The sequence below is a fragment of the Thermodesulfobacteriota bacterium genome, from assembly GCA_039028315.1.
Classification (GTDB): Bacteria; Desulfobacterota_D; UBA1144; order Nemesobacterales; family UBA2774; genus CR02bin9.
Genome location: JBCCIH010000037.1, coordinates 1 through 13,455 on the forward strand (window position 1 = coordinate 1; position 13,455 = coordinate 13,455).

A 13,455-nucleotide genomic window follows, 5' to 3' on the forward strand; every position below is an offset into this window, starting at 1 on the left:
CTTTAGTAATAGAACTATTTATGGAAACCATAAGATAGGGCATATTATAATTGGAGTTACGCTAAGCACAAGAAATATATCTAAGGAGAATCTAATGGATCATCTAAAACCGGCTGCACAAATTGCACTAAAAGACTGCATGAATCTTCAAAAAGGAGAGAGGGTTCTCATTATAACTGATGAGCCTGCCCGAAATATCGGCTATGCACTCTGGGAAGGGGCAAAAGAGCTTGGGGCGGAGGCCATATTCACTGAGATCATAACTCCTAAATCAAATGGAGAAGAGCCGCCCGAGCCAGTGGCTGAGCTTATGAAGCTGGTAGACGTAATTCTCATACCCACTTCAAAGTCGCTTAGTCATACAGACTCTAGAAGAGAGGCGAGTAAGGCGGGGGTTAGGATCGCCACACTGCCGGGAATTACAGAGGATATGATGACAAGAACTTTAAATGCAGATTACAATGAAATAGCAAAGAAAAGTGACGCGCTCGCTGAAATAATCAGTAATTCCTCAAATATAAGAATTACAACAGAAAAAGGAACTGATATTAATCTTGCTGTAGAAGGTAGAGACGGCCATTCAGACACAGGGCTCAATCATAGCGCGGGGGATTTCAGCAACCTGCCTGCAGGAGAGGCCTATGTAGCGCCCATGGAAGGAAAATCTCAAGGCAATATAGTATTTGACGGGTCTATGGCGGGGGTTGGAATATTAGAGAATGAAGTTATAAATGTGAAGGTCGAAGATGGCTATGCGACTGAAATCACGGGAGGGGCTGCTGCAGATAGACTCTACTCGATAATGGAACCTTTTGGGAAAGAGGCATTTAACGTTGCAGAGCTTGGAATCGGAACGCATGACAAAGCATTAATTACAGGCGAAGTGCTTGAGGATGAGAAAGTAATAGGGACAGTCCACATTGCGTTTGGAGATAACAAGAGCATGGGCGGAACTATAAGGGTTGCAAGCCATTTAGACGGCGTTATAAAGGAGCCAACAGTAATTGCTGATGGAGACATGATTATGGATAAAGGCAAATTACTAATATTTTAAACAGAGAAATCAAAGACCCTGTGGTAAATTTATTGTAATGGAAACAGCAGTTAATCAATTTGTATTTTTAAACCCACCGGGGATTATCGAGACGGTTATTTGTGCTGCGTTATTTGCGTTGGTGCTATATGGATCGCTTAGAAGCACCAGATATTTAGCACAGGCAAAACAAAGAGCAGTTATTGTTTCGCTGCACATATTATCGTTTGTACTAATCTTATTAATACTTTTTAACCCAGCATACAGGATAGAGAATTATAAAGAGGAGAAAAAGAAGCTAGCAGTAATAGCTGATAGCTCTTGGAGCATGAATCTTTCCTCGGGCGAAAGGGGGGATTTTAGAGATGAGAACCTAAAGGACTTCATTAATGAGAATAGAAATTTCTTCTCGCAACTTGAACAAGACTTCTTTGTGGATTATTACGCCTTTAATACAGACCTGATTTCAGGCTCTTTGGAAGCAATTATGTCTCAACAGGCGCTTGGAACCCGCACAGACTTTCAATCGGCATTGGAATATTTAGTAGAAAAAAATAATAATGGTGAGCTTGATACCGCAATAATTATCACTGATGGAGAAGACAAAGACATCTCGTCCGAGAGAGCAGAAGAGCTTATTGATAAAATAGATTTCCCAGTCAACACAATAAGCCCAGTTACGCAAGAGAATATTTATGATATCTGGATAGATAAAATAGATTCAAGTGAAGTAAGTTTTTTGAGATACCCGTTTCCTGTTGAAGTATCAATTAAATCTAGTACAGACGAGGTTATTCAGATCCCGGTATCACTTTACGAAGGTGATAAGCTTGTTGCCATAAAAGAAGCTAAGATAGACCAAGAGACCAAAGATGCAAAACTGGTATTTGAAGTTAACCCAGATTCATTAGGCAGGAAAATATATACAGTTTCCATGCCGTCTCTATCTGATGAAGTAATACCCGAGAACAATGAGAGATCATTTTTCACTGATGTAATTATAAACAAGATAAGAGTTCTTCATGTAGGAGGAAGACCATCGTGGGATGTTAAATTTTTAAGAAAAGCTCTAAAGCGAAACCCTAATGTTGACCTTGTTTCATTTTTCATCTTAAGAGACCCGACTGATCTTTCCTTCGCTTCAGAAAGAGAGTTAAGTTTAATCCCGTTTCCTGTAAATGAAATATTTGGAAAAGAATTAAGCACTTTTGATGTTGTAATTTTCCAGGATTTTCATTTTCAGCCCTACGGTATTTTTGGATTCCATCTGCGCAACATACAAGAATATGTCTCAAAAGATGGAGGCTCTTTTCTTATGATCGGCGGCAGCAACAGCTTTAATAGCGGCAGTTACGGCCGTACTTCGCTTTCGGAGATACTACCTGTAAAACTCGACTACAGGCCTAAAACTCTTTCAGAAACCATAAGTAGCCAAACCTATCACCCAGAGCTCACCGAGGTTGGGAAAAGTCACCCTATAACCAGAATCATTCCTAACACAAATGAAAATGAGCGGCACTGGAACTCTATGCCTGAATTAGAGGGTTTAAATACCGTACAAGGGTTAAAACCATCAGCTATGGCACTTTTGTCTACTGATGACGGCCAGCCGGTATTAGCGGTTGACAATATAGACAATGGAAAGGTCGCTGCTTTTATGTCAGATTCGTCCTGGATGTGGAATTTCAGCCAGGCTCAAGGTGGTAATGTTTCTCCCCATTATGAAAAGTTTTGGAATAGGCTCTTTCTATGGTTTGTTGACGATCCAGAGCTTAGAGATGTAAAAATAAGTACTGACAAGGCAATATACAGCCCTGGAGAGATCGTAAAGTTAGATATTACTTCGCTCTCAGAAGATCATATTGATGAAAACTCCAGCCCTGTACTTGTTTTGCCTAATGGGGAAAAAGAGTTAATACAGATTCAAAGAGAAACTGAAGGAAGCTATATCGCAGAAATTGTTGCTAGAGTAGATGGTCTTCATAAAATATCATTTGTTCCCAAGAGTAGCTCAGAGCAATTTAGAGAATTAAACAAGAGTGAGACCATATTCATGGTGGAACCGCCGAGCACTGAGGTTGTTGGCCCTACTGCAAATACAGAGTTTTTAAAGAAACTCTCTGATGAATCCGGCGCAAGGTTTATTACTACCGATGAGAGCCCCGGCAAACTCAAATTGGACAGCTCTAAAAAGAAAACCCTTATTGGATATCAGACTAAAAAACTTTGGGACAATCCATTTACTTTCCTAGTTCTAATAGCAATGTTATCATCTGAGTGGCTTCTTAGAAGAAGATGGGGACTAAAGTAGCCTGAAATTACCTGGTAAGATATTTCAAATTTAAATTTGATTTTTTGGAGTTCATGGGATGCTTCTTGCTGTAGACATAGGAAACACAAACATAGTATTTGGACTGTTCGATGCGGATCAAATCAAAAGTCATTGGCGCATCAGCAGTGATAAATCCAGAACCTCTGATGAATACGGTGTGCTGTTTAAAAAACTCATAGACATAAAAGAGATCGATACAAGCAAAATCAAGGGAGCAGCAATTTCATGCGTAGTGCCAACACTTTTAGAAACTATAATGGATGCGCTTAACACATACTTTGAAGTTGAACCTATCACTGTTGGACCGGGAGTGAAAACCGGTATGCCTATTTTATATCACAACCCTAAGGAAGTTGGGGCAGACAGGATTGTAAACGGGGTTGCAGCTTTTGAGCGGTTTCATAAAAGCGCAGTGGTTGTAGATTTTGGTACAGCCACTACTTTTGACTGCATATCTGAAAAGGGAGAATACCTAGGTGGACTTATCACAACTGGGCTTCACGTATCGGCTGAAGCTTTGTATCAAAAAGCATCCAAGCTGCCAAGAGTCGAGATTGCCACACCGGATACTGTAATAGGGAAAACAACTGTAGAAAGCATTCAGTCAGGCCTTGTCCACGGATACGCGGGACTTGTGGACGGCATCGTTAACAAGATCAAAAAAGAGCTAAACACAACACCTAATGTTATTGCTACAGGAGGCTCTGCCCAGCTTATTGCAAACCAGAGCGAAACTATCGAAGAAGTTGATGATTTTCTCACGCTAAAAGGGTTAAAGATTATTTATGAGCGTAACCAATAATTTTCTCATCATTGAGCATAAAACTTCTCACACTCATTATGATTTCTATATGGAGCTGGAACAAGAAATAAAGTCCTGGATTATTCCAAACGGTCTTCCACAACAAAAGAAAGAGAAAAAAATTGCCGTTCAAGATGATCCTGCGGTTAAATCAATCAAAGAGCTTAAATCCGAAAGAAATTTTCTGGACAGTTACGGCAGAGGTGATACAGAAATTTGGGATAGAGGATCCTTTACACTTGAAACAAATAAAAATATCAAAATTATATTTGAAGCAGATGGGGAGAAGCTTTTAGGTAAATACCTTCTTCACGTTCCAAATTGGGGAAAGTGGACAAAAAAAACTCTTTGGACAATTGAAAAAATAAGTTAGCCCACAGTGTCTGCGTTAGTCTAAATTCTTACAAGCATAGTGCTATATCGATAACTGGTTTCTAAGAGCCAAAACACAAAGGCTTAACTATTTAGAGTTTATGTACTAAAATCTTGAGCTAATGAACAAGACGCTCATTATAATCATAAGCGCATTAATCTCCATATCTATATATTTGTTTTTGCCTGCCGACAAAAACGTTCTCAAAGGACTGGCTATTTTATTTTTTATAGGCTCGCTGTGGATTACCGAGGCACTGCCTATAACCGCAACAGCACTACTTGTTCCTATTATTGCAGTAATGACAGGAATTTTTGAGGTAAAACAAGCGCTCAGTCATTTTGCGCATCCCATAATATTCTTATTCCTTGGTGGTTTTGCACTCGCTGCAGCGCTTCATAAATATGAGCTCGATGAGCTTTTTGCAGGCTATATAATGAAAGCAGCTGGCTCAAGGGTTTTATTTTCAATATTAAGCCTATTTATTGCCACTGCTCTTATAAGCATGTGGATAAGTAACACAGCTACAGCTGCCATAATGCTGCCGCTTGCTCTTGGTATAATCTCTAAGCTCAAAGAATCCAATCACAAACTTGAGGTTTTTATCTTGCTCGGCGTTGCCTATTCAGCCAACATCGGAGGCATTGGAACAATTATCGGAAGCCCGCCAAATGCGATCACGGCGGCAAATTTAGGCCTTAGCTTTACCGACTGGCTTGAGTTTGGAATACCATTTATGCTAATTTTGCTTCCGGTTATGATGATTACACTCTATCTTGTTCTCAGGCCTAAATTCCCTAAAATAGATATAGTCAGTTCAGTTACATCAAAACAAATATTTAACAATAAAAAAAGCTATGCTGTGGCCGGAATTTTTGCAGTGACCGTATTGCTGTGGCTTCTTAGTAATCCAATAACCGAGCTACTGGGAATAGGACAAGGTTTTGGGTCTATAATCGCAGTATTTGCAATCGTGCTACTCGTTTTATTTAGAACCATAAGATGGAAGGAGATTGAAAATTTCGCCGACTGGGGTGTTCTGCTATTATTTGGAGGAGGACTCGCTTTAAGCGCCGTATTATCACAGACTGGTGCTAGTGCATACCTAGCCAAATTAGTAGAAACCCACTTAGCCGCATATGGTCCATTTCTTTTAATATTAGGCTCTGTTTTGCTGATGATCTTTTTAACTGAAGTCGCTAGCAACACCGCCAGCGCAGCTATTTTGGTACCTATATTTTTGGCTCTAGGTCAGGAGATCGGTCACGACCCGCCTTACCAGCTTGCCATAACTGTTGGAGTTGCAGCCTCTTGCGCTTTTATGCTACCTGTTGCAACGCCGCCTAATGCACTAGTTTTTGGAACAGAAAAGATAAAACTAAGGGATATGATGAAGGTTGGTTTTAAGCTCAATATTATATGTGCAATTATAATAACGCTTGTAGCCTATTTTCTATTCTGATTGAGCTTTTTAGTAATTTAATCCTTCTTTAGCTCTGCTAGCTCTATTAAAACTCCGTTCATTGCTTTTGGATGTATGAAGGCAACTTTTGAATTATAAGCCCCTTCCCGTGGGGTCTCATCTATTAGACGCACTCCCTTTTCTTTTAACTTTGTGAGCACAGATTCTATGTCGTCCACTTTGTAGCAAATGTGGTGAATTCCCTCTCCGCGTTTCTCTAAAAATTTTGAAATCGGCGAGTCCTCGCTAATGGGCTCTAGAAGCTCAACTGCTGTACCGCCATCTTTGGGAACCAACATAGAGGTATTTACTTTTTGCTCTTCCACTACCTCTCTGTGTTCCACTTTAAGCCCAAGCGCTGTTGTGTATACATCTTCAACTTCGCTCAAATTGTTTACTGCAATAGCCACGTGATATAGATTCTGTAAAATCCCCTTATCCATAGATGAAACTCCTGTACTTGTATTATTTATAGTGAAATATTAGCATAAGTATTAAACGATTAGAATTAGTAGCCCGTAAGCTCTACATAGCCTTTGCCTGATATCTTCTCTCCGCTAACCCTCACGGCCCCCTCCCAATATACAAAAGATAAAAGAAGCTCTTGATTATTCTGAACCGGCGTCACAGTTAGGTTAATATCATATTTAGGGATGGAGATACTCCACTTAGAAGGGTAGACATTCTCCGTCTCTGGGCTTGTCCAGTTATCTAAGACTTTTATATCAAAGTCCTTAGATTTAATCGGAAGAGTTTTTCCATCTTTTAAAACCAGGGTGCCCGATGAATAGGGATCAACTCCGCCGTCTTTTAGCCTTAGCTGATAGAGCATAATCTCACGCCCGTCATCTAACTGAATAGAAAACCAGTCCCACCCCTCTTGGTCCTCGCCTAGAGCGCTTGTACTCCATTCTCGGTCAAGCCAGCTTAGCCCGGATACTTCAAAAACTTGCCCGTCAATCGTGATTTTTCCCTTAGAGTTAATACGCGTCTGAGAGAAATAGTATGAGGCGTTCCCCGGATCCCTACTCTTTTGACTAAGACCCTTATCCCCTTGAAGAACTATAGGCTTTAATGGCATAAGACTAAGCTTTAGGGATACATCACCATCACTTACATTTAATTGAACCTTTTTGGGATCTCCTGTTATTTCCCAGCCATCTATCCAGACCCTAAATGGGGATGTTTGAGCGCCCGCTAGTCCGGCGGCTCCCCTACTCCATTTCTCAGTTGAGTAAAATTTCTCGTTTTTAATGTCCGTGAGAGCAAAGTGGGCGAAGTAAATCTGGTTTGTAGACCAGTCAGATTCTCTTTTTATGTCCTCTGGAGTTAGAGCCCTTCTGAAAAAGGTAAGCTGGTACCCAAACTCTCGGCTGTCTTTTGTGCTTAAATTTCCTGTGTAGTACCACCACTCTGTCTGATACTCAGGGTGAGGGCCGAAATCCTCTGGGAAGCTGAACTCTCTTGGCTTATCAACTCTGGCAAAACCCTCGGCAGTGGTCCCGGATAGAGACTCAGATACATTAACAGACTCAGCAGAGCCATTGTCCTCACTGCATGAGGCTAAGGCAAATAATATTAATATCAGAAAAAGTAAATTTACACGCATGTCTTTAGAACACTACTCCTCTCTTATAAGTTTACTAACATTTTCTTTACCAATTAGATATGCAGGATATATGCCTGCCGCAAGGGCTGCTAAAAGCGCAATCCCTAGCGCCTCAAGGAAATAACTTAACTCAAGCGAGAAATTGAGCGTCCATCCAAATGATCTTAGGTTGACCACATATATAAGTATTATTGCTAAGGTAAGTCCAACGGGTATAGCAAGCACGCCTGAGGTAAGACCAATGAGGCCATTTTCTAAGAAAAGCATTTTACGAAGCTGTCCAACTGACATACCTATAGCTCTTAGCACTCCAAACTCCCTTTCTCTCTCAAGCTGAAGGGCCATCAGTGAGCTTAGTACACTTATAAAAGCCACTATGGCGATAAGGAGCCTAAGTGCAGATGTCACTGTGAATGTTCTATCAAAAGTTTTTATTGCCGATTTTTTAAGATTGCTGTTTGATCTTATTACAATATTTGAAAATGAAGACAATTTAGATCTTAGACTTTCTTCAACAGCTATGGCGTTTTGATCTTCATTAAGATAAACACCCAGTGAGGTAATTTGATCATCATCCCAAAGTGTTCTGTACATATCCTCAGCTATTAATACTATTCCACCCTGAGCGCCGTAGTCATAGTAAATTCCCGAAACTTTAAATTCCCTTTGCCCGCGGTCTGTTTGAAATGTGAGAGTTTCATTTTGGTTTGGTTTGATGTTGTTTTTGTATGCAAATGACTCAGAGATCAAAACAGAGCCGCTTATCATATGGTCCCAAAGTTCATCACTATTACTAGATTCTTGCCATATAAACTCTCTGTTATCCGCGGCAAGATCCTTAGTAACAGAAACAATATTCACAGTTCCGTAATCAGGGCTGTCATACAGAAGTCTTCTAACACTGGCAACCCTCTCAACCCCAGGGGTAGTTGAGATCTGCTCTAATATCCCGGGATCTAGTCCCTTCTGGCTGCTTATATTTGGTGAGTCTATAGTAATAAAGATATCGGCGGTAAGTGCTGCATCCAGCCAACTGACAACTGTTGATCTAAAACTGCCTATCATTATGCTCACGCTTAAGATTACTGATATGGCAACTGTCAAGGATGCAATCGCCACAGCAGTGCGGCTAGTAGCTCTAACTATATTTCTTGGGGCCATCTGGGAAATACGGCCAAAGGGGGTCATGAGTTTTGAAAAGAGCTTCATTAAGAATTTAGTACATAGCGGGACTAAAAATGAGACTCCGAATAAAACCAAAAATATGGAAAGTAGGCTCAGAATAAGGCTTTTGGTAGGTGCTATTATTAAAAGATATCCGAGCGTAATAAATAAAAGACCGATTATTCCAAATAGGGTTACGGATTTCATAAAAAAACTCTCAAAGCTAGATCGCCTTAAGACATTAATTGGGCGAAACCGTGACGCTTCTAAAGAAGGCACAATTGCCGCAATAATGACTGCTACAACTCCTGCCAGAAATCCCTTTAAAATGCTCTGCGTAGATATGCTAAAGTCAGTAACTGTAAGGGTGAAATAGAGATCATTGATTGAGCGCGTAACTAGAGCAACTAAAGTTCGGCCGAGAAAAATGCCGCCAAATATCCCAATTATACTTCCTATAAATCCGATTATCAGAGCTTCAGAGAGTATCATTTTGAAAATTTGCCGTCGTGTTGCGCCAATTGATCTTAGAGTGCCGATTATAGAGCGTCTTTGTATAACCGAGAATGAGACAATGTTATATATGAGGAATACGCCAACAAAAAGAGCTAGCAGGCTAAGCGCAGTTAAATTAAGCTCAAATGAGCGGGTTAAGTTCTTTGCCGAACCAAGCAGTTCATCTTTTTCTTTGAGCTGGGTTTCAGAGGGTAAAAATTGACTAATAATATCGCTCGTTGATTCAGTCTCGTCATCAATAAGTAGATCTATCTGTGACAAAAGCCCTACTTTATCCAAAAGCTCCTGTGCTGTTGATACGTCTGTGAGAATTAAACCGCCGAGGCTCTTAGAAAGCTCGCTATCTTGATTGTTAAGAAAACCAACGATCTGTAACTGAAGTTTTTTGGAGCCGTAATCTACTTTGAGAAAATCTCCAACTTCAATGAATGCACTATTTGCCAGATCTTCTGATATAAGTGCGGAATTAGGTACAGTAAGAATTTTAGTTAAAGTATCGCCTGTGATATTAGAAAGTGGAGCACTTTGATTATCATAGAAAATTAAGTCGGCAAATAGATCTGTGCCCAAGAGCTTTACTGATCTACCATCTAATGAAGGAATATTGACATAGTCCTCAACAATTGGAGCAAGATTGCTAAGTAAAAGCTCAACTCTTAAGTCTTTATAAAGCGTCTCGTCAAAATCAGAGTATTTACCTTGTATGAAGTGGGTAGTCTTAGTTGAAAGTATCTCTTTTGAGATCTTAAATGATCTTGTCGCACTTTGATTGGCAATATCTACAGAAACAATAAGAGCAACTCCAAATGCAATCCCAATTACCAAAAGGAAATTTTGAAGAAGGTGCCTTCGGACATAGCCTAAAGTGACTTTAAGTAGAGGATAATTCATTATTACCAAACCTTATTACTCAGAACTAAGCGATCCGTTGTGCATCGTATAGACTTTGTCTGCGTAATTTATTATCTCTGTGCTATGAGTCGCAATTATCATAGTCTTTTGTGTATCCCGCGAGATCTTTATAAGGAGCTCTAATATATCATGCGCAGTTTCATCATCGAGATTTCCTGTAGGCTCGTCAGCAAGAAGCAAATCCGGATCGTTAATGAGCGCTCTTGCGATTGCAACCCTCTGCTGCTCACCGCCCGAGAGTATATCGGGAAAAGCATCTTTTCTGTCCGCGAGTGAAACCCTTTCCAATAGCTTTAAGGCTCTATTGTTTACAGAACTAGCACTTTCACCGTTTAGCTCGCTCGGCAGAGTTACGTTTTCAATTACGCTTAATGTAGGGATCAGATTAAAAAACTGAAACACAATCCCAACCCTATTTCTTCTAATTAGCGTGAGCTCCTCGTCAGAGAGGGAATTTAAAAGCGTATTTCCTATCCAAACCTCCCCATTATCCGGGCGGTCTATACCCGAGATCAGATTAAGAAGTGTAGTTTTACCAGAGCCGCTCTTCCCAATAAGCGCCGCTATCTCACCCTGTTCAAACTGGGCATCTAGATTGCTTATAATAGAAACAACCTTGCCGGCTTCTTGGTATTGCTTAGAAAGCCCTGTCAGTCTGAGGCTTAAGTTATTATTGTCTTTTTGTTTAGACATAATTAATCAACCAAAACAACTTTATAGAGTTTGAATAAGGGTAATGGCAACCCTTTTTATTTCAAGAATAGGGTTTTATATACAATCTTTAGTTTCGATTTGTTCAGGGTTTAAAACTAAGGAACTACTCAATTGTTAATTTATATTTTTCGATTCTTTCTTCAGACTCTCTAAAATCAAGCTCTATCGAGTATTTCTCTTGGAGCTGGTTTAAATTCTGGTTTTCGGATTCGTTTAGGCTCTTTATAACTTCTGGGTTAGCGACAACAATAATTTTTTTATTGAGTGCTTTATTTATGCGTTTTCTAATATCTCTTATTATCTCATAAGATATAGTCTGTAGCGATTTTAGATAACCTGCTCCCTCACAATAAAAGCAAGGCTCCGCAAGCTCATTTAAGATACTCTCTCTAAGACGCTGCCGGGTCATCTGAATAACCCCAAACGAAGACATCTCATGCACTACTGACCGCGCCCTATCCTGCTTTAATGCATCTACAAAATTTTCAAACAAGCTGTCTCTTAGCTGGCGGTTTTTAATGTCTATAAAATCTATCACGATGATACCAACTAAATTTCTGAGCCTGATCTGACGCACAATCTCAAGCGCGGCTTCTACATTTAGATTATATATAGTCTCTTCCTGATCTTTGCCGCTCTGATACCTACCAGTGTTCACGTCTACAACCGTAAGGCCTTCTGCCTCTTCTATAATAATATGGCCCCCGGATTTGAGCCAAACCTTTTTTTTGAATATTTTCTTTATATCATTATCAACACCGTACTTCGAGAATATAGGTTCTGAATCTTGGTATAATTCAATATTTACCAAAGAATCAGGAAAGTTGGCTCTCAAATACTCCTTAATCTCGTTGTAAGCATATTCAGAGTCAATTATCACTTTTTTTACATCATTTGAGATAAAATCTCTCACGGCTTTTATGTACAATCTTGGCTCTTCATAAAGAAGTGAAGGAACAGTAGTCTCCTCGTTTGCCTTTTTAACTCCCTCCCAAATAGAAAGAAGTTCCCTTAAATCATGCTCAAGCTCATCCTCTGTAATATTCTCGCTTGCAGTCCTTGCAATTAGTCCGGTCCCATCCGGCTTAATTTTATTGAGCAGCTCAGTTAGCCTCTCACGTTCTTCAGTGTCTTCAATTTTTCTTGAAATTCCGACTATGTCTATTGTTCCTAACAGAACTAAATATTTCCCCGGTATAGCCACATAAGATGAGAGCTTTGCCCCTTTTCCTCCGACTGATTCTTTAAGTACCTGAACCATCAAATGCTGGCCTTCTCTGAGAATATCCTGAATTAGATTGTGCTGCTGTGTGCTAAAATCCTTAGCGGCATCCTCTCCTCCGCTATCTAAAAAATACTCATAAAGAGAATCTTCCTGAACATCCTCAACTGATATAAATCCTGATTTATCAATTCCAATATCAATGAATGCCGCCTGCATTCCGGGAACAACCTTTCCTACCTTACCTTTGTATATATTGCCTACAATTCTCGGTGTAGATTTTCTTTCAATATACAACTCTGCCGGCGAGCCGTTTTCCATTACAGCAACTCTAGTCTCATTATAAGTCACGTTTATTAGTATTTGGTTGTCCATGGGGATTTGTTAAATTAAATTTTATTTCTGTGCAATAAGATAATCGGATGTAATTATAGACTATAAGACCTACATAATAAAGCGCAGTTTGCCTCAAGCCTTTGTCATAGGCACAAATCTGACTGAGGTTATTCTTTTTGTGCTGATTATGCCGCCTCTTTTTTCTATCACGACAAGCTCCTGACTCTCATCACCAACAGGAATAACCATAGTGCCGTTTTCACAGAGCTGGTCTATTAAAATATCTGGGACGTCTTTTGGCGCGGCTGTAACAATAATACCCTCATATGGAGCGTGTTCCTCCCACCCTTGATATCCATCACCGATTTTAAAACTGATGTTTTTGTAGCCAAGTTCTTCTAATACATCTCTTGCTTTAAGTGCAATGTCCTCATGTATTTCAATACTAAAGACATCACACCCGCTCTCAGCCAGTACTGCAGTCTGATAGCCAGAACCGGTTCCTATCTCTAGGATTTTTTTGCCTTGAGCTGGCTTTATAAGATCTGTCATTAGCGCCACCATATAGGGCTGAGATACAGTCTGACCTTTTTCTATGGGAACTGGGTTATCGCCGTACGCAGAATCTAAATATCTGGGAGGAACAAAGAGATGACGTTTTACATTTAGCATTGCCTCTATGACTCTTTTGTTGGTGATTCCTCTAGATATAATTTGATTCTCTACCATCTCCCAGCGTTTCTGGGCGTATTGATCATCTGTATTTATTTTGGACAAATCGGGATTCATAGAAGAAGAATATACTGCTCATAAATAAGAAGCTAGTTGATTGTATGTCTCCTGTACACTTGCATTTAGAATCGCGGTTATACTATTATCTAGTCAATACGCAAATTTGGTTAGTGGAGGAATAACTAAATTGAGAAGTATTCTTTTTTCTATCATTTTGTTTGTACTTTTTCTAGAAGCAGCTTCAGCAC

11 protein-coding genes are annotated in these 13,455 nt (G+C 39.9%); 5 read left to right on the forward strand and 6 right to left on the reverse strand.

Going from position 1 to position 13,455, the window contains the following annotated elements; all coding sequences use genetic code 11:
* The 5 genes from AAF462_03815 to AAF462_03835 form a co-directional block, all read left to right on the forward strand.
* Nucleotides 1-1,054 (forward strand): aminopeptidase (locus tag AAF462_03815; protein MEM7008239.1); only part of this gene is annotated, 1,054 nt, incomplete at its 5' end.
* Between the two features lie 37 nt (nt 1,055-1,091).
* Entirely contained in the window at nt 1,092-3,344 is a 2,253-nt protein-coding gene (locus tag AAF462_03820; protein MEM7008240.1) for a glutamine amidotransferase, read from the forward strand.
* A gap of 58 nt (nt 3,345-3,402) precedes the next feature.
* Entirely contained in the window at nt 3,403-4,167 is a 765-nt protein-coding gene (locus AAF462_03825) for a type III pantothenate kinase (protein ID MEM7008241.1), read from the forward strand.
* Complete coding sequence (locus AAF462_03830; protein MEM7008242.1) at nt 4,151-4,540, forward strand: DNA polymerase ligase N-terminal domain-containing protein; 390 nt, start codon at nt 4,151-4,153, stop codon at nt 4,538-4,540. The genes AAF462_03825 and AAF462_03830 overlap by 17 nt, the downstream gene beginning before the upstream one ends.
* A gap of 121 nt (nt 4,541-4,661) precedes the next feature.
* On the forward strand, nt 4,662-6,002 hold the full coding sequence (locus tag AAF462_03835) for a DASS family sodium-coupled anion symporter (protein MEM7008243.1): 1,341 nt from the start codon (nt 4,662-4,664) through the stop codon (nt 6,000-6,002).
* 17 nt (nt 6,003-6,019) lie between these two features.
* Here AAF462_03835 and mce read toward each other — a convergent pair whose 3' ends face one another.
* The 6 genes from mce to AAF462_03865 form a co-directional block, all read right to left on the reverse strand.
* Complete coding sequence (gene mce, locus AAF462_03840; GenBank protein ID MEM7008244.1) at nt 6,020-6,445, reverse strand: methylmalonyl-CoA epimerase; 426 nt, start codon at nt 6,443-6,445, stop codon at nt 6,020-6,022.
* 65 nt (nt 6,446-6,510) lie between these two features.
* Nucleotides 6,511-7,611 carry a lipocalin-like domain-containing protein gene (locus AAF462_03845; protein ID MEM7008245.1) on the reverse strand — a complete coding sequence of 367 codons (1,101 nt, stop codon included), beginning with the start codon at nt 7,609-7,611 and terminating at the stop codon, nt 6,511-6,513.
* A gap of 12 nt (nt 7,612-7,623) precedes the next feature.
* On the reverse strand, nt 7,624-10,182 hold the full coding sequence (locus AAF462_03850; GenBank protein MEM7008246.1) for an FtsX-like permease family protein: 2,559 nt from the start codon (nt 10,180-10,182) through the stop codon (nt 7,624-7,626).
* A 15-nt stretch (nt 10,183-10,197) separates the two neighbouring features.
* A complete protein-coding gene (locus AAF462_03855) occupies nt 10,198-10,896 on the reverse strand; it encodes an ABC transporter ATP-binding protein (protein ID MEM7008247.1) in 699 nt (232 codons plus the stop codon).
* A gap of 124 nt (nt 10,897-11,020) precedes the next feature.
* Nucleotides 11,021-12,514, reverse strand: coding sequence for an Rne/Rng family ribonuclease (locus AAF462_03860; GenBank protein MEM7008248.1), 1,494 nt, complete (start codon nt 12,512-12,514; stop codon nt 11,021-11,023).
* A gap of 93 nt (nt 12,515-12,607) precedes the next feature.
* Nucleotides 12,608-13,264, reverse strand: coding sequence for a protein-L-isoaspartate(D-aspartate) O-methyltransferase (locus AAF462_03865; GenBank protein ID MEM7008249.1), 657 nt, complete (start codon nt 13,262-13,264; stop codon nt 12,608-12,610).
* Between the last annotated feature and the right edge of the window lie 191 nt (nt 13,265-13,455).